The organism is Neobacillus sp. Soil_C_43 (genome assembly GCF_057656715.1).
The window spans coordinates 14,042-32,321 of record NZ_JBDGJV010000031.1 but is presented as its reverse complement, the minus strand read 5'-3'; the positions used below and the strand labels follow the sequence as shown (position 1 = coordinate 32,321).

Below are 18,280 nucleotides of genomic sequence, written 5' to 3'. Positions count from 1 at the left end.
ACGTTGGCTTAGTTTCATAAGAAACTAATATTTTTTGTTTGTTGACGTTTTTGTTTGTTTAGTTTTCAAAGAACAATTTCGCTTTTTCTATTAATCTATCAATCAGCGACATTTATTATTCTAGCATAATATACACTAGAATGTCAACTTCTTTCAAATTGTTTTTTTATCTTTATTTAAGTATTCTTCAACAATTTGTAGCAGCGACAATGATTATAATACTATCCTAGAGCTATCTCGTCAACAATAAATTTCATTATGGTTAGAAAATCATATATAGGAAAAAATATTTAGTAAATCATGTCGTAAAGGAGTGTTTCTATAATGAGTGCGTATTCTCATAAAAAAGAAGAAGAAAGTGGATTAACGAATTCTTTAGACCAAGGTTCATTAGAGAACTCAACTCAAGGTGAAAAGTTACCTGAATTTGATGTAATCGGAACAGCACTTAACGACATTTAACCATTAGGCTCTGTTAGACATGTCTGTTGATTTCCGCTCCATGCGCTTCGCTTTCCGTGGGCGTTTCGGCGAGCCTCCTCGGCGCTTGCGCCTGCGGGGTCTCCCCTGAACCGTACTCCCACAGGAGTCTTCGCGCCTTCCGCTCCAATCAACAGGGTAAAAAATCAACACTGTTCTTAACACAGCCTACCATTTAAAAAGCCCTTTGCAAGGCCAGAAACTTGCAAAGGGCTTTTTTTACCTTTTAATTGCTTTTAAAACGATTGCTTCCCCTTGAAAAGAAACAACTTGATGTTCCTCAATAACAATCCGAAATTTATCTTTTACTTTTGGATCTGACCCTTGAATGTATTCAGTTAGTTTATCTCTTTCATCTTGTGATAAATTCATACGTTTGCACCAAGGATCAAACCGAAATGTTTTTTCAAACCGATGCCATTCATATATTTCAAAACCCGCTAATTCAAGCATACGAAGCCACTCGCTTTTCTTCCAAGCTCTGAAATGACTGTAATCTCTTCTTTTTTCAATAGCATTATAGAAATGATCAAAGAGATCCTCTTCCGGAACGACATTATCATCGAGTAAAAATTGCCCGGTTGGTTTAAGTACACGGTATACTTCTTTAATAAACTGATTTACATTTGGAAAATGGTGCGGTGCTATCCGACAGGTTACAATATCAAATGCTTCATTAGAAAATGGAAGGTTCTCCGCATCCGCTTGTAAGAACCGAACATTTTGATGTCCATTTCCCTTTATAAAATTTTCTGCAGCAACAAGCATCTCTGGTGTCAGATCAACTGATGTAATATTTTTTACTATCGAAGCAAAGGCATTTGCTGTGTGTCCACCACCTGTTGCCACATCGAGTAATTCTTCTTCTCCTGTGGCGGTCACCATTTGCAATAGTTTTTGCAGGTCTTTGCCCTCTTTGTGAATTGGGCTGCTTACATAAGAGTCGGCACTTTTGCCAAACTGCTGTTGCACATCTTTTTTAGTATCCATTTTTATCCCTCCGTCATTTCCTTCTTAAATAGACTATAAAACACATACTCCATAAAGAAAATAACGGTTATTTTATGATTTACAATAAGAAATTGTTATGATTATTCATTAATTTCTAATACTACGGGACAATGGTCGCTTCCCATAATATCTGAATGAATATCAGCCAGCTTTAATCTCTCTCTCAATGTTTCAGAAACGATAAAGTAATCGATTCTCCATCCTATATTCCTTTCACGGACTTTATTCATGTATGACCACCATGTATAAGCCCCCTCTTGGTCCGGATAAAAATGGCGGTAGCTATCTACAAAACCCGCTTGAAGTAACGCAGTCATTTTCCCCCGTTCTTCATCTGTAAATCCAGAGTTGCCAATGTTAGATTTTGGATTGCGTAAGTCAATTTCTTGATGAGCAACATTCAAATCCCCACATAAAATAACTGGCTTTACTTCGTTCAATTCCTTCAAATATTGAAAAATGCGGTCCTCCCAATCCAAACGATAGGAAATTCGTGCAAGATCTCTTTGCGAGTTTGGTGTATATACATTAACCAAGTAGAAGTTATCAAACTCCAAGGTAAGTATCCTTCCTTCCCCTTCCCCTTCATCAGAACCTACCCCGTATCTTACAGTCAAGGGTTTCATTTTAGTAAAAACCGCTGTACCTGAGTACCCTTTTTTTATCGCATAATTCCAGTATTGATGGTATCCCTCTAAATCAAGGTCAATTTGACCTTCCTGTAATTTAGTTTCCTGTACACAGAAGATATCTGCATCTACTTCCTGAAAATAGTCCAAAAATCCCTTTTTTACACAGGCTCTTATCCCGTTCACGTTCCATGAAACTAATTTCATATATAATTCCTTCTCCCTTGCTAGCTTATGTCAATGTTATGTTGTAGATGTCATTTTACCAGCTTGGGTTGCTTAGGGAAAGAACTACGTTTTGAAATATAAATAGGCACCTTTCAAGGGTGCCCTAATTATGGTACTAAATATTGTTCAGTTAATTTATTTGAAAACAACTCAGAGACAGGAACTATTTTTATATTTCGTTTTTTAAATTCCTCAATAGAACTGAAAACACCAACAGAACATACTTTCCCCGTTACCCCAACGTGACCGATGGCAATGCCTTTACCTTGGATTTCGGTAACCCTAGCCAATCGGATCATTTGTTTATGCACATATGAAGATGAAGAAATGTCATCTAAAAATACATCTCTTTTTAGAAGTGGTACACCAAGCTCCTTTGCGATCTCTGGAAATTTCGATTTCGGACTTGTACCACTATCGATTATATACAGTTTTCTTTCTTTCGCTACTTCAACAATTGCACGGACGATTTCTTCATTTTCAACGGCGAGTGAGCCCATATGATTATTGAGACCTACTGCATACGGTACACTCTTAGTCGCCTCTATTACCCTCTTCCGTACCTCTTTAGGTGAAAGATCGACCGTAATCGGCTTGGGACCAAGCCAAGACCTTTTTCCTCTTTTCGGTTCCATAGGTAAATGAATCATCACTTCAAAACCATTTTTATGAGCCCATTCGGCATGTAGCTTTGAGTTTTCAGTGAAAGGCATGACTGCAGCGGTTATTGGAATCTCCCCTTCTAAGAAATCCCTTACACCACCCGTACCTCCGCCAAAATCGTCAATAATAATTGACGCCTTGAATTGTTTCGGCGGTTCTTTATTTTCTGCTCGGGCGTTTGAGTGAAACGTAAGAAATATGGCTGGGATAAGAACTAGAGCAAACTTTTTCATGACAACCCCCAAAAGTGAACTTTGAAATTAATTTGCCCGTTCTTTTGTCTACTTACCACAACTTATCAAAATTTTTCATGTTAGATTTTTAGACAATAAAAAAGGAGGACTTGGATAGTCCCCCTACATTGTTTATTCTTCGTCATATACCTTAACTTCTACCATTTTGTCGCCATTTCTCATTGCTTTTGCTGTTTCAAGACCTGATGTCACTTGACCAAATACTGTGTGAACACCATTTAAATGCGGCTGAGATTCATGAACGATGAAGAATTGGCTACCACCTGTATTTCTACCTGCATGAGCCATTGATAAAGAGCCAGGAACATGCTTGTGTGGATTTCCTTCTGTTTCACAGTTGATTGTGTATCCAGGACCACCCATACCAGTACCAGTTGGGTCTCCCCCCTGACTTACAAAACCAGGAATAACTCGGTGAAAGACTACATCATTGTAAAAGCCTTCGTTTGCTAATTTTTCAAAGTTAGCTACTGTGCCAGGAGCTTCGTTCGGGAATAAATCAAATTCAATCTTTTCTCCATTTTCCATCAATATGTATCCTTTTTTAGCCATTAAAAACACTCCTTTATGTAAAAATCATTTTTATCATACACTTTTTGAAAAATAAAAGAAAGTTTGCTACCTCATTTTTTCATCGCCTATTTATATTTTCACTAACTTTGTGTTAAACTATCTTTACCCCTTCCGAACATTCTCTTGTTGCGGGACACTTAACCACTGTACGGACGGAAGGGGCTGGTGCCACATTTGTCGGCATCAGAAAAGGCCGGGACATTTGTTCCGGCCTTTTCTATTACCCCTTTCCTTTATCGAACCAATCATGAGAGAAAGAAATCACCGTTAAGAAAAACATATAACCCAAAAATGTGTAAAGGTGTTCCCACCTTGCTGAATGGACGACTAAACCTAATACTTCTGCTAATTTTTCAACAATAGCCACCAATAGACTAACAAAAAGAATGATTCCTACTCTCCCCCACTTATTTACCTGCGATATTGTGCGTAAAAAAATGAAAACAAGGATGGGCAACCCAATGAATGAGTAGAAAACATTGATTGAAAAAATCTCGGGAAGTGGTCTTATTGGAAATTCATATAGCTGCTTACACACAAGGAATATATCCAAAAAGGTCCCAAGGAGGGTAGCAAGTACCATAGGTACAATATATTTTTTATTCCAAAAAGTGAATCGCCTTTTTTGCAAGGACTGCAAGCTCGAGTTGTTCAAGTGTTTTACAGTATTCATTTTTTATCTCCCCATTAATCATTTCATTACTCTCTGTGAAATAGTCAACCACGCGCCAATCTATAAACCAATCTCCTTTTTCTGCATCCTCATGGTTTACATTTTTCCAAGCATTTTCTAATGACGGACTATATATTTTTCTCGCTCTAGGCCTGAGCTGACAAGAATTTAATCTTGGCTGATAGGCAAATCCAGGAATTCCCTCATTTACATTATTAAAGAGATGCGGCCAGTAATCTTTTCTTGAACCTGTATGTGGATGGGTGTTTGCCCATTCAACCGATTTTTTAAGAGCCTCTTTTTCTTTAAACAGAATGGTATATAGCTTTTTCCCGATTAGTATCCGCTTATTTAATGATTCAAATTGATGGACAGTTAAGCCTGATACACTTGTTTTTCCTCTCGGAAAGAGAATTTGGTTAAAGGAAAGCAAGTCCTGCAGTAAAAATTCCACTTTATTTATTACACTGTTTTGATAATACGGATTCTGGACCACCCTGCTTTCGAGATAGTTTTGTTCGTTTATTATCAAGGCAATCGTCAGAATAAAGCGGTCTTTATTCTTCCAAAAATATTTCCAAATTGTTTCCATGAAGGTGGATATATTTAAGTAAGGAAATAAGTAAAATAGCGACCTATTTTGTTTCACGCTTTCCTGATAGATCAGTAATTGCGGATAAGCATCTTGAAAAATAAGCCAATTGCTTCTTTCTAAAAAGCTGAAAAATAATGTTCTCTCTTTACTAGACATTAACCGGGTTAAAAATTCCCCTTGCAAGTCTGTCATGTTCCATCCGCCATTCCGAGAAACCATATGCGCAAGAAATGCCCAATGAATGTCGGGAAATTGAAGGTAGAAGTCAAAGTAGGCCTTTGTTCTGGTCACATTGTTGATATTCATTTCTTGTGTTTTAATTCTTACTTTTTCTAAAAGGGCTTGTTCACTTTTTAATAGTTTGGACGTAGAGTGCGGAAAATTCTTTTTCTTTTTTAATTCTTGGGTTATGCTTTCTATCACTGTTTTTTCTCGATTTCTTGATAAAAAGATAGACATTACCTCCCTTACGAATTCTCTAGCCTAGATGAGAATATGTATAGATGAGAAAAATTTTTGGGAGAGGGATGTGAATCTAAAATGACTGATACGAGAAAGGGTATGGATTGGATTATTGAACGACTTAGACATGACCAATCTCCCGATGGCTCATGGGACTATCCATTTGAGACAGGTATTTCAACTGATGCTTATACCATCATTTTATTACGGACATTGTCAATAAATGATGAAGATTTAATTCAGGGTTTGGTAAAGAGAATTATTAACAAACAAGAAAAAAATGGAGCCTGGAAACTTTTTTATGATGAGGGCGATGGAAACCTATCTGCAACGGTTGAAGCCTACTATGCTTGTGTTTATTCGGGATTGATTGATAAAGAGGATAAACGACTTATGACAGCCCAAAAATTCATATTATCTAAAGGCGGTTTAGAAGAAGTTAGTATGTTCACAAAAATAATGCTCGCAATAACGGGACAATACAAGTGGCCTGCCTATTCTCTACTCCCCATTGAAGTAATCCTATTACCCTTAAACTTTCCTATTAATTATTATTCCTTTTCAATTTTCGGAAGGGCTAACCTTACTCCAATCATGGTATTAACAGATAAGCAGTTTTCAATAAAAACGCAGTACAGTCCCGACCTATCTCATTTATATTTACAACGAAATAGTAAAAACGAATGGAGCCGCTCACAAGACTATCGTTCTTTATACTCGTTTATTGAGGAAGGTGTGAAAAGTTTACTCGGCTTACCCGAACAGCTTCACCAATTGGCCCTTGATCGAGCGAAAAAGTATATGCTTGACCGAATTGAGCCTGACGGCACCTTTTATAGCTATTACAGCAGTACTTTTTTAATGATTTTTGCTCTATTGTCTCTTGGATACAAAAAGAGCGACCCAATTATTACAAAGGCAATAGCCGGAATTAAGTCGATGCAATGCGAAATTAATGGAAAGCCACATATGCAATATACAACTGCCAATGTGTGGAACACTTCTTTGATAAGCTATAGCTTACAATCAGCGGGGATTACCGTAAGCGACGCGATGGTTCAAAAGGCCAATCAATATCTTCTTGAACGACAGCACGATAAATTCGGAGATTGGGTGGTCCATAACCCAAGAACGATGCCCGGGGGGTGGGGGTTTTCCGATATAAATACAATTAATCCTGATGTCGATGATACAACAACTTCTTTACGATCACTTTCGAGACTGGTCCCCACTGTAGCAGCGGCTTGGGAACGCGGAATAAATTGGGTCTTGTCCATGCACAATGATGATGGAGGCTGGCCAGCCTTTGAAAGGAACACCAATTCTAAACTACTACAGTTTCTTCCGATAGAAAAAGCAGAGTTTTTGATTGCTGATCCTTCAAGTGCCGACCTCACTGGCCGTACACTTGAATTTTTCGGAAATTATACTAACCTTTCAAAAAACCACACTTCTATCAAACAAGGAATTCAATGGCTACTACGAAATCAAGATACGGATGGATCCTGGTATGGTAGATGGGGGATTTGTTACATTTACGGAACGTGGGCAGCAGTTACGGGGTTATTATCCGCAGGGGTTCCTTCCAATCATTCTTCTATTGTAAAAGCTGTCACTTGGTTACATGAGATTCAAAATACGGATGGGGGTTGGGGAGAATCATGCCATAGTGATAGTAAGAAAACATATATCCCATTAAATGCTAGTACCTTAACACATACTTCCTGGGCACTTGACGCGTTAATCTCTGCCTCAAAAAAACCAACATTTGATATAAAAAAAGGGATCAACTATTTACTTGAATCACTCGAAAAAGAAGATTGGACTACTTCCTATCCAAAAGGACAAGGGATGGCGGGGGGGTTATATATTCACTACCATAGTTATCGCTATATTTTCCCACTCTTAGCCCTGTCACACTATCATAAAAAATTTGGCACCTAAAAATAAAACATCGACGGTAAACTATTTCCGTCGATGTTTTTATTTAACGATTAATTTAGTCAACTGTTTATAGATCTCTACAATTTCATCCATTTTCATTCTAACTAGTCCGCTCGAAGATGAAGCTACAAAATCAATTGTTCCTGGTACGACAGACACCTTTTGAGCGCCCCATGGTACGGCCTTACAACCGCTATACTGCTGGTATACACCCTTTCCAACAAAGCAAACTAGTTTAGGTTTAAGTTGTTCGATTTTCCGTTTTAATATTTTTCTTCCCTCTTCGTACTCATCCTTCGTTATTTCATCCGCTGCTTTCGTTGGCCGTTCGACAATATTGGTTAACCCGTACCCTAATTCTAAAAGTTGTGCATCTTCCTCTGCCTCAAATTTCCGCGGGGTAATCCCCGCTTCGAATAAAATTCTCCAAAACCGGTTATTTGGATTAGCATAGTGATGCCCTACCTCACTAGAGCGGATACTTGGGTTAAAACCTACAAACAGGATGCTTAATTCTTCCTTTAAGTGGTCACTAATAGGTTTCATATAAATCTCCTTATACAACTATCATTGGTAGACTCCCCCATTTTACCACAATTATTTGTTATTAAAGGGTATTTGAATGCACGCGGGGATATGAGGTAATAATGGTTGCAAGTAAACCCACAATTGAAATGACCAACAATGAATATAATAGTCTAGCATTTTGGAGTAAAACAAGCCCAGTTAGAATAATCATGCCATCCATTACAACCATAATGACACCCACATTTATTTTAGACCATTTAGAGATTAATAAAGCAAGTAAATCCATACCACCAGGACTAATATGATTTCTTAACATTACCCCAACACCAATCCCAATGATGATGGACCCAACGATTACACTACTTAAAATGGATAAATGGAATCTTCCGTTCAAGGGAAGTAATAATTCAATCATAACCCCAGACAGTACCGCACCGAGTAATCCGTTATAAAAATACATTCGATTAGATTTGTAGGCAAACATATACACTGGGATATTGAGAAGAATAAAAGTAAGTCCTGCTTTAAAACCTAATAAATACTTAACTAATAGACTAATGCCAAATATCCCCCCATTAATTAGATGAAAAGGAAGAATAAAACCATTAATACCTATTCCTAGCATAGTACTGCCGAATCCGATAATAGCCAATTTTTTTAGCATTAAATCATTCCTTGTCCAAATACTTTACTATCACTTATATGATAATAATTAGGAAATCATTCGATCGGATTCACAGCTATGATCAATGAAAATCGAAGCCCTAATGACTTCACTTTTATGCAACAGTTACACGTTTATTTTTCCGTGTTACTAATTGTTTGATTAAGGAAAAAAGAATCGTTATAAACGGCAACCCCCATAAAAAGAATGCATAAGGTAGATAATCAATCAGGGGTAACCCTACAATCGTACTACACATGATGGCAAGGACGCTCCATGGGACCATCCCTGGAAATAACATCGTTGAATCACCCATCACTCTAGCCAATTCTTCGTTCCCATATTTTTTTGACCAATGTGGTAGAAAGGATCTTCCTGTTAAGATAATTGGCAATGTTTGATTTGCGGCTATGACGCTAATTAGTAACGTTGCTAATAGAGTTTTCATCGTGTCACCAAATAAGGAACGTGAAGACTGGAGCCATTGATCTAAATAAGGCTGAATGACATTCAACTCTTCTAATAAACCATTATAGGCACCAGCCAAGGCAAGGAATAGGAGCAGCTCATACATATGCACGAACCCTCCTCCAAGACCATTAATTCCAAACCAAAAGGCCGCGCTGATTTTTGAAAAGATGATCCCTTTTGCTAAAGCAATCATCGCAGCTGATAGAATACTAGAAAGGAATGCATAAATGATACTGAAGCGACAAACCACAAATCCAATTAATACAAGGGGTGGAATGAATGTAATCACTGATAGATCACCCCAAGCAAATGTATTTGATTTTATTGCTATATTATTTGAATAAAAAAGGTCCAAAAGGCCATATATACTAAAACAAATTCCTATGGCTATAATCGTAGTCAATAGCATAGCTTTCCACTGTTTTTTTACCGGCACTTCAACAGTATGTGATAATAATTGATGACTGCTTGAAAACGGCGATGTTCGATCACCGACAAAAGCACCAGACACCAATGCACCTGCGACTATTTCAATTGGAAGGTGAAGGACTGCAGCAGTGCCTAAAATAGGGATGCCAATCGCACTTAACGTCCCAACTGTTGTACCAAGAAGCATCGAGAAAAACATGGCAACCAAAAATGACAGTATAATGAAATGGTGTGGATTAATTAGGTAAAGTGCAATCTTAACCATCTGATCAATCGTGCCTGCTAAATACCATGAAGGTAGTAAAAGACTAACTAAAGAAAGGATAATAATGACAATTTTTGTTTTTTGGATTCCTGTCACACTAATTTGAAGTATAACTCTTAAAGAGTTATATTTTTTTCTTGCAAGTACGACTAATATTACATATCCCGGAAAAAAACCAGCAACAAGAGGGTAATGAAAACTGACAGACCAGATGACCCCTGAAATTGTAACAATAAGTAGTAACAAAACTTGCGTAACAGTAAATTTAGCTTCGATAAGATCACCGCTTTCAAATAAAGAACATTACTAATTATAAGAAAAATTTCGGCAATCGAAAAGTCCCTAACAAAAAAAATAGAGCCGCATAAATTAGCGGCCCCATACATCCTAAAAGGTTACACAACTTCATCTAGCAAGGTGTATAGTTGGTCTCGTTCATTTTCCTTATTTTCTATTTCCAAATAAATTTTTTGCAGGAAATTGAGCTCGCTTTCTTCCTCAAGCATTTTTTTAAGCTGGTGTAGCTCCGATTCAATTTTCTCTATTCTCTCCTCGATGTCTTCCACCTTCACCGTACCCTTCTCTTCTCCTTTTTTTCCTTGTAGAGGTGGTTTTGGAGTAATGGTGGGTGATTTATAAACTTGTTTTGTTTCAAATTCCAGCAATTTCTCTTTTGCCCAGTTGTAATTTCCATCAAAAAAGTGAACTGTACCATTCTGAAGCCAATAGATTTTGTTAAATAATTTATTAAGGAAATAACGGTCATGGGAAACAGCTAAAATCGTACCGTTAAATTGTTCAAGTGCTTCTTCAAGTACTTCACACGAATCAATATCTAAATGGTTCGTTGGTTCATCCAATATCAGCAGATTAATATCCTGATACATCAACTGCGCCAGTCTTAGCCTCATTCTCTCACCACCGCTAAGCTGATTTACTTTCCGAAATACAGCAGGTCCGTAAAACAAGAATCGGGCTAAAATATGACGGGCTTCTCCTTCGTTTACCACAACTTCAGATCGAAAAACGTCAATTAACGATTCATCACCAATATCCCCAAAGACATGCTGTGATAAATAGCCCAATTTAACATTGCTTCCTACCTTGACAATTCCTTTATCTGCTTCTATTTGCTTTAAGATCATTTTTAATAGCGTCGATTTTCCCGTTCCGTTTTCACCGACAATCGCCACTCGGTCTTTATATTGAACAAACATGTTTACATTTTCGAAAAGGGTGCGATTACCATATGCCTTAGATACCTCCTCAAGAACGATTACATCTTTCCCGCTGCGGTCATTGGCCTCAAAGTCGATCGCCATTTTCTTCACATCAATCTTCGGACGTTCTAGTTTTTCGATTCGGTCAAGTGCCCTTTGCATATTGGTTGCACGTTTATGAAGTGCAGCGCTCGGAGGATTGGATCGATTGGCCCAATCGCGAAGCCGCTTGATTGCTTCTTTCATTTTTTTAATTTTTCGTTGTTGTTCCTGATACTCTTGAAATTCTCTTAATAACCGCTCTTCTTTCTCCTTTACATAACCACTGAAATTCGTATGATACAAATCAACTTCTCCATCTTCCATTTCCAGTACTTTATTAACTACTTCATCTAAAAAGTAACGGTCATGCGAGATAAGAATGATTGTTCCCTTAAATTCATTAAGGAATGTTCCCAGCCATTCAATTGCCTTAAGATCTAAATGGTTGGTTGGTTCATCGAGTAGTAGGAGATCGGGATTAATTAGTAAGCTTAAACCAAGACCTACCTTCGTTTTCTCGCCGCCGCTTAGAGATGAGAAGTCTTTGTCAAGGAGTCTGGTAATATTGAGGCCGTTTGCAATCCGCTCCAATTGAGCGTCCATTTCATAGCCGCCATTTACTATAAAATCATCCTGAAGTTTTCCATACTGATCCATTAGCCTTTGCAAATGAGGTGGAGCGATTTCCTGCCCCATTTCTATTTCTAATTGCTGAAGTTTTGTTTCAACATCTATTAATTGGGCAAAAGCAGTTTTTAAAACTTCCTTAACCGTTAGGCTTTTATAGTCAGGAATCTGTGCCAAATATCCAATTTTCAACCCTTTTTTCCAATGGATGACACCTTCATCCACTGTTTCTTGATTAGCTAATAATTTCATTAAGGTTGTTTTTCCGCCACCATTACGGCCGACGAGTCCAATCCGGCTTCCTTCAAGAATCTCAAATGATACGTCTTTAAAAATCAGATTTCCACCATAGGATTTTGCTATATGATTTACACTACAAATGATCATGTTCGTTCTCCTTTTAATTGATAATTAAGATGAACACTCTCTTTATATAAAAAGGCCACGGGCATCTTGCCATCCCGCGGCCTAAAAATAAGCATGAAAAAAGAGTGCGGGCGATGCACTCTCTTATACCTATTTATTGTGGGTAAAGAGATGTGTTATCGTTCTAAATTCATTATGCAGTTTCTATAAAAGGGCAGACTTCCCCCTTTGGAAACCACATCATGAAAAATCGCGCGACAAAAATATAGCGCTTCAAGCCATTGCACGCGAACAAAAATAGAACGTTTCATCTCTTCACACCTCCGTTTCCAATCAAGTTAAATTCATTGTAATTTTTTTCCGTAATAATTGCAAGCCTATTTTTTCAGACTATTTCCTCAAAACTCCTAATGTAGATACCGTTTATTTGCTCCAAACCTTCTCCGGTATACAAACTTTCTCAAGTCATCGTCCTTTAAGTTCCTATCGTAAATTAGAAATAACAATGATTGATATTCTGGATATTGCTCCTTTACGAAAAGGGCGAACTCCTTCCGTTCACCCTTTAACATTTGTTTGAACTCCTTTTGGTTTACAATTTCTTCTAGGTTCTTTTCGTAAAATTCTTTCGTGTCTTCCCACTTTTCTTTTCGATTCTCTAAGATGTCACGGGCATATTCGGGCAATTTTCCGATAACATGATCGATATAGCCCTCCGACCACATAATCATTTTATCCTTTTCAGGGAGTTCAAAAACCATATTCATTAGCTCCAAATCATCGACTACTTCACTGATTGCGTATTTCCCGACCCTATTCATGTTTTCACCTCAAGACCCTTTTAATTGGTCTTATTTTACCTCTAATTATGCACCACTATTATTGACTAATTTTGCATGTAATGTGATAAGCTTCCCGTCACGATATACTTCAAATTTAATGGAATCACCTGTTTGAACCTTTGAGTACAGATATTTTCTTAAATCAGATGAATTCGCAATGACATTTCCATTCATTGATACAATGATATCTTTTGGTTTGAATCCTGCCTTTGCTGCTGCAGAATTTGGGTCAATGTTCATAACCATAACACCTTTTTTCACATTATTCGGTAGGTTTTGCCAATACATTTGTGGTACTTCCTCTAAATCTGCAAGTCCTACTCCTAGGTATGGTCGATCAATCTTACCATTTTTAATTAATTGATTCACAATAGGAATGAGATCATTACTAGGGATTGCAAAACCCAATCCTTCTACACCGCTCTCTGAGATTTTTAAGCTATTAATACCAATTACCTGTCCTTGTGGATTGATTAATGCCCCCCCACTGTTTCCAGGATTAATCGCTGCATCAGTCTGAATAACATTTGTATCCCAATTTCCTGCTGAAGTTGTGACAGAAATACTCCGGTTAGTTGCACTAACAATTCCTTGAGTAACAGTTCTTGAGAGATTCAAGCCAAGTGGATTTCCAATCGCATATACCTGGTCACCTGGGCGAAGTGTAGATGAATCACCAAAGTCTGCTGTTGAAGTGACATATTTGGCATCAATTTTTAATACTGCAAGATCTGTAAGAGCATCTGTTCCAACTACTTCTGCGGTTGTCTTTTCTCCATCATACAATGAAATTTCAAGTTTTGATGCCCCTTCAACAACGTGATTATTGGTAACAATATAAGCGGTGTCTTTATTTTTTTGAAAGATAACACCCGAACCAGATCCACTTTCCACACTTTGGGTTGAATTTTGGTTTTCGTAAAAGTTGTTCTGCTGCTGCTGGTAATTGACGATACCGACAATTGCTTTTGAAATCTTTTCTACTGTATCTGCAATAGAATTTGATGAAGCAGCAGTAGGTTGCGCAGTAACGGGTTTTACTGATGAAACAGTATTTCCACTCTGCCCCGCAGTGTTTACTTGCGGATTTTCTACATCAGGATATAGGTGTTTTAAATAATCTGTATGTGGCAGAACAGCCAAGGTCAAAACAGATCCAACTATTCCTGCTGCCAGGGTAGAAGCAAACCCTTTTACATTTCGTTTCTTACGATTTTCTCCCCTTGGTTGATTGGTAGGACGAGCCTGCTCGCTTATCGGGGGCATGACTTTACGCGCTTCATTTTCAGATTTTATTGGTTGTACATTTTCCCTCTCGTATTCGTTCCCCATCGCACCGAAAGTCGCGTCAACCGCATTCGAATTTCCTTCTCTATTTTCAAATTCTGTAGATTCACTTGCATTTGTATTTTCAGTCATCTCAGATGAGTTAGATTCATTTCTTTCGAATTCATTTTCATTCAAACGATCCATTACAATCGATCTCCTTTTCGAATATCAAATTCTTTTACCTTGTCTATACTTTAGCCGACAAATCTTAAGAAATTATTAACAATCTGTAACGGGTTTTGAAAATTTGTAAGAAAGAACAATGAATTTCATAAGAAAAGCGCAAGCGCCTTGTTCAGCCCCGACAGGCAAATGTTCTTCGGCAAGAAAAGTCCGCCTTTTGACTTTTATTGTCGAAGGTTATTTGACCCGAGGGGCTAGGCGCTGGAACTGGACAATTCTCGAAGTGGAATTTTATACATTTTTATTATGTAAAAAAAAGCTACAGACATGATCTGTAGCTCTCCTCAGTGTATTTTTTGAAAACGGATCACAAATTTGGTCCCTTTTCCTTTTTCACTAAACACTTCAATTTCGCCGTTATGCAACAATACCAATTGTTTTACAATCGAAAGACCTAAACCAAACTCCCCATAAGGGTTGCTTGTTCTTGAGATATCAGCTTTGTAAAACCGACGCCATATATTTTCTAGTTCATTTGGATCAATTCCAATCCCCGTATCTTCTACTTCAACAATAATCCAGTTCACGTCCTCTTTTCCTCTTAACCAAATGGTTCCATTGGCAGTAAATTGAATACTATTCTTAGTTATGTTAATCAAAATTTGAACAAGGCGGTCATAGTCGGCATTTACCATGATATCCGGTTCAACTTCGACAATGAGACTGTTATTTTTCTCTTCCGCCTGTAGCATTAATTGTTCTTGAATGATTTCCAATACTTCTAAAAGCTGAATATCTTCTCTAAACAATTGGATTTGATTGGAACGGATTTTCTCAAAATCAAGGTTTTCATTGACAAGCCGAATTAATCTTTTAGCTTCATGACTTACAAGATTGATGCCCTTTTCTTTGTCCTTCTCAGGAATCATATTATTTCTCAATCCTTCAATCACTCCACTGATGGTCGTTAATGGCGTCCTCATCTCATGAGAAACATCTGCCATAAACTGCCTTCTTCTGTTTTCAAGACTCTCGATCTCTTCCATTGACGTATTTATTTTATCCACCATATGATTAAAGTCATTTGCTAACTCACCAATCTCATCAAAATTGGAAGACTTGACATTAACATGAAAATTCCCAGCCGATACAAGGGATGTCGCTTCACGAAGACGTTTAATACGATTTACATGTATTCTGGATAAAAACCAGCTTAATAAAAACGAAACAGCAGAGGCAATTAAAATTGTATAGAGTAAAAATTTATTGATTTGACGAATCATATCGCTAGAACCACTAATAGGGGATGTTAACAAAATTCCGCCAACAAATCTCCCATTATCATGATAGGGTAGAACAACAAATGTTACCCCCTCCTGCCCAAACCTTTTAAAATCACTTTGTACTATGAGTGTTTGTCCTTCGGTAATTTTCTTCCATTCCTTATCAGATAACCCTTTAATAGCTGGTCCGCGCTTCCCGACTAAATACAGATTTCCATCCTCGTCAAACATACTAAAACTCATTTTTCGTGATGATAATACAGTACTATATTGATTCATAATTTCTTTAGTCGCAAAAGGAGTTTCTTTCATATCTGTTAAAATGGCTTTGCCATACGAAATAAGTTCATCTGCCTTATTCTGATAAACTAAATTTTCCACGTAATGAGCAAACAAGAGACTTAGAATTAAAAAGGCAACAATAATAATACTAATATGACTAAAAAACTGCTGATAGAAATATCTAAACTTGATCGGTTTTGATGGACTCATCAAATTTATACCCTACTCCCCAAACAGTATGAAAGAATGGCTGTGAAGTGGTCTCAACCTTTTTCCGAAGCCTTTTAATATGAACATCAACCGTTCTTTCATCACCGTAAAACTGATATCCCCATACACTTTCAAGTAGCTGTTCTCTAGAAAATACTTGCCGCGGATGTTCCACCATAAAGTACAAAAGATCAAATTCCTTTGGTGTTAAGTTGGTTATTGGTGTACCGTCAACAATCACTTCTCTAGTATCTTTATTGACCTTAAAATATTCTGTTTGCACCATATTTTTCTGCTCCATTGGGATCTGCGTTTGGAATCTTCGCGTTACTGCCTTAATTCTTGCCATTAGTGTAAGAGGACTAAAAGGCTTTGTCACATAATCATCTGCACCCATTTCTAAACCTAACACTTGATCAGATTCACTATCCTTTGCAGTTAACATAATAATTGGAACAGTAAACTTCTCTTCGCGAATCTTTCTGCAAATAGTTACTCCATCCATACTTGGCAGCATCCAATCAACAATTAGCGCATCCCAAGTTTCACTTTTAAAGCGGTTATAGCCTTCTAGACCATCATTTACAAATTCACCCTCAATTCCTTCTTTTGCAAAAAACATTTCAATCATCGAGCAAACACTCTTACTATCTTCAATCACTAATATTCTCAAAATGCTCATCTCCTAAATAAAAACGTGGAAGTACCTTATTAAAGACAACTGCAATCCATTTAATATAGATAAATGATTCTTACTTTTTAGTTTATCTCAAATTTTATGCATATCAACAATTAAGACCATTCTTCCCGACTAATTAATACTTTGTTCATAGTTTTTTAATATTTCATTTAAAAATTTTGGCTCTCTTAAAATTGTCTGTTGATTTCCGCTCCAGGCGCTTCGCTTTCCGCGGACGTTCCGGGGAGACTCCTCGTCGCTTCGCTCCAATCAACAGGTGTGTTAAATCAATATAATCTTTAACATAGCCAAAAGCATAAAAAAGAGGCTTGAATTTATATTCAAGTCCTCTTTTTGGAAAGTGTTAAAAAACTTTTGATGGTGCTCCAGTAAACAATGCTTCAGCGTTCCTGCCTAGCATTTTATCGATTTGTGTCTCTGTTACGCCATTCTCTCTAAGTGTTGGTAGGATGTTTTCAAAGATATGACCAGGGTGCCAATTCTCCATTATTTTCATCACTTGCTCGTTCATAATTGGAGGCCGTCCTAACCAAATATTAACGGAATCATGAGCTAGTAAAATTTGATCTTCGTAACCAGCATCCAACAAATCCATTAAAGTTGCCACTCTTTCTTGGTCGAATGGTGCTCCAACCATTCCTTGGATTCCAAACCGGTCAAACCCGATTCTGACTCCCTGGTCCATGACTTCCTTATGGTATTCAGGGTTAGTATTGCCGCACATATGACCAATAATAATCTTACTTGGGTCAGCACCAAGTTCAATTAACATTCTCGCCTGATCTGGACCCATTGTTCCTTCTTGTGTATGAGTTAAGATTACGATGCCAGTTTCCTTTTGTACCCTTGCTGCAGCCCGGAAGAACATTTTTTCATACTCAGTAATCTGGTCTTTGCTGGATGCTAGCTTAATAATGCCTGGTTTAACTCCTGTTCCGGCAATTCCTTCTGATATCTCTTTTTTAAACATTTCATAAATTTCTTCTTCAGCAGTACCTAATGCCTGTCTGAACTTGAAGTATGGAGGAGCCCCCTCCCCTTCATAATAATATCCGGTCGCACAAATAATTTGTAATCCAGTTGCTTCTGAAACTTTTTTTAAGAATTGTGGATCTCTACCACATTCATTAGGAGTCGGGTCCACAACCGTTTGAACACCAAAACTCTGCATTTGTCTTGCTACAGCAATTGCTGCTTGTAAGAATTCTTCTTCCTTAAAAGGACCTAGTGTTACATCACCTTGGAATCCTGGGTATCCAAAAATAAAGTGTTCATGAATAAGTGTCTTTCCAAGCTTATCAACGGGAATTGGACCTGTAACTGTTTCAACATTTTTCATAAATTGGTTCACCCTTTCAATTTTCTACTAAAAATCAGAAAAATGGAT

At 37.5% G+C, this 18,280-nt stretch carries 18 protein-coding genes; 2 read left to right on the top strand and 16 right to left on the bottom strand.

The genetic code is table 11. The features are described from left to right. Positions 1-324 precede the first annotated feature (324 nt). Positions 325-462, top strand: coding sequence for a hypothetical protein (locus AC3A54_RS24965; RefSeq protein ID WP_335548314.1), 138 nt, complete (start codon positions 325-327; stop codon positions 460-462). 237 nt (positions 463-699) lie between these two features. On the opposite strand, the gene AC3A54_RS24960 is transcribed toward AC3A54_RS24965, so the two are convergent. The 6 genes from AC3A54_RS24960 to AC3A54_RS24935 form a co-directional block, all read right to left on the bottom strand. After that, positions 700-1,470: a class I SAM-dependent methyltransferase gene (locus tag AC3A54_RS24960; protein WP_487656605.1), complete on the bottom strand. Its 771-nt coding sequence runs from the start codon at positions 1,468-1,470 to the stop codon at positions 700-702. 101 nt (positions 1,471-1,571) lie between these two features. Beyond that, positions 1,572-2,327, bottom strand: coding sequence for an exodeoxyribonuclease III (locus AC3A54_RS24955; protein WP_487656604.1), 756 nt, complete (start codon positions 2,325-2,327; stop codon positions 1,572-1,574). A gap of 128 nt (positions 2,328-2,455) precedes the next feature. Beyond that, complete coding sequence (locus AC3A54_RS24950; protein WP_487656603.1) at positions 2,456-3,244, bottom strand: divergent polysaccharide deacetylase family protein; 789 nt, start codon at positions 3,242-3,244, stop codon at positions 2,456-2,458. A 132-nt stretch (positions 3,245-3,376) separates the two neighbouring features. Continuing rightward, entirely contained in the window at positions 3,377-3,817 is a 441-nt protein-coding gene (locus AC3A54_RS24945) for a peptidylprolyl isomerase (protein WP_309861928.1), read from the bottom strand. A gap of 241 nt (positions 3,818-4,058) precedes the next feature. Further along, the gene (locus AC3A54_RS24940) at positions 4,059-4,511 is read right to left on the bottom strand and encodes a CBO0543 family protein (RefSeq protein WP_487656602.1); all 453 of its coding nucleotides are present in this window, start codon (positions 4,509-4,511) and stop codon (positions 4,059-4,061) included. Then, entirely contained in the window at positions 4,438-5,565 is a 1,128-nt protein-coding gene (locus AC3A54_RS24935) for a DUF2515 domain-containing protein (protein WP_487656601.1), read from the bottom strand. Before AC3A54_RS24935 ends, AC3A54_RS24940 begins: the two co-directional genes overlap by 74 nt. Positions 5,566-5,646: 81 nt before the next feature. On the opposite strand from AC3A54_RS24935, the gene shc reads away from it, so the two are divergent. Continuing rightward, the gene (gene shc / locus AC3A54_RS24930; protein WP_487656600.1) at positions 5,647-7,512 is read left to right on the top strand and encodes a squalene--hopene cyclase; all 1,866 of its coding nucleotides are present in this window, start codon (positions 5,647-5,649) and stop codon (positions 7,510-7,512) included. A gap of 39 nt (positions 7,513-7,551) precedes the next feature. Here shc and AC3A54_RS24925 read toward each other — a convergent pair whose 3' ends face one another. The 10 genes from AC3A54_RS24925 to AC3A54_RS24880 form a co-directional block, all read right to left on the bottom strand. After that, on the bottom strand, positions 7,552-8,058 hold the full coding sequence (locus AC3A54_RS24925; protein WP_487656599.1) for a mismatch-specific DNA-glycosylase: 507 nt from the start codon (positions 8,056-8,058) through the stop codon (positions 7,552-7,554). Between the two features lie 61 nt (positions 8,059-8,119). Further along, positions 8,120-8,704 carry a YitT family protein gene (locus AC3A54_RS24920; protein ID WP_487656598.1) on the bottom strand — a complete coding sequence of 195 codons (585 nt, stop codon included), beginning with the start codon at positions 8,702-8,704 and terminating at the stop codon, positions 8,120-8,122. A gap of 115 nt (positions 8,705-8,819) precedes the next feature. Beyond that, complete coding sequence (locus AC3A54_RS24915) at positions 8,820-10,115, bottom strand: Na+/H+ antiporter NhaC family protein (protein ID WP_487656597.1); 1,296 nt, start codon at positions 10,113-10,115, stop codon at positions 8,820-8,822. Positions 10,116-10,264: 149 nt separating this feature from the next. Beyond that, entirely contained in the window at positions 10,265-12,145 is a 1,881-nt protein-coding gene (gene abc-f / locus AC3A54_RS24910; RefSeq protein WP_487656596.1) for a ribosomal protection-like ABC-F family protein, read from the bottom strand. Between the two features lie 155 nt (positions 12,146-12,300). Further along, entirely contained in the window at positions 12,301-12,435 is a 135-nt protein-coding gene (locus AC3A54_RS24905) for an RAxF-45 family protein (protein WP_308083702.1), read from the bottom strand. Between the two features lie 96 nt (positions 12,436-12,531). Further along, positions 12,532-12,945 carry a hypothetical protein gene (locus AC3A54_RS24900; protein ID WP_309861909.1) on the bottom strand — a complete coding sequence of 138 codons (414 nt, stop codon included), beginning with the start codon at positions 12,943-12,945 and terminating at the stop codon, positions 12,532-12,534. Positions 12,946-12,990: 45 nt separating this feature from the next. Then, the gene (locus AC3A54_RS24895; RefSeq protein ID WP_487656607.1) at positions 12,991-14,232 is read right to left on the bottom strand and encodes a S1C family serine protease; all 1,242 of its coding nucleotides are present in this window, start codon (positions 14,230-14,232) and stop codon (positions 12,991-12,993) included. 530 nt (positions 14,233-14,762) lie between these two features. Continuing rightward, positions 14,763-16,193: an ATP-binding protein gene (locus tag AC3A54_RS24890; RefSeq protein ID WP_487656595.1), complete on the bottom strand. Its 1,431-nt coding sequence runs from the start codon at positions 16,191-16,193 to the stop codon at positions 14,763-14,765. Beyond that, positions 16,165-16,866 carry a winged helix-turn-helix domain-containing protein gene (locus tag AC3A54_RS24885; RefSeq protein ID WP_487656594.1) on the bottom strand — a complete coding sequence of 234 codons (702 nt, stop codon included), beginning with the start codon at positions 16,864-16,866 and terminating at the stop codon, positions 16,165-16,167. The genes AC3A54_RS24890 and AC3A54_RS24885 overlap by 29 nt, the downstream gene beginning before the upstream one ends. A gap of 370 nt (positions 16,867-17,236) precedes the next feature. Continuing rightward, on the bottom strand, positions 17,237-18,232 hold the full coding sequence (locus tag AC3A54_RS24880; RefSeq protein ID WP_487656593.1) for a phosphotriesterase family protein: 996 nt from the start codon (positions 18,230-18,232) through the stop codon (positions 17,237-17,239). Positions 18,233-18,280 lie beyond the last annotated feature (48 nt).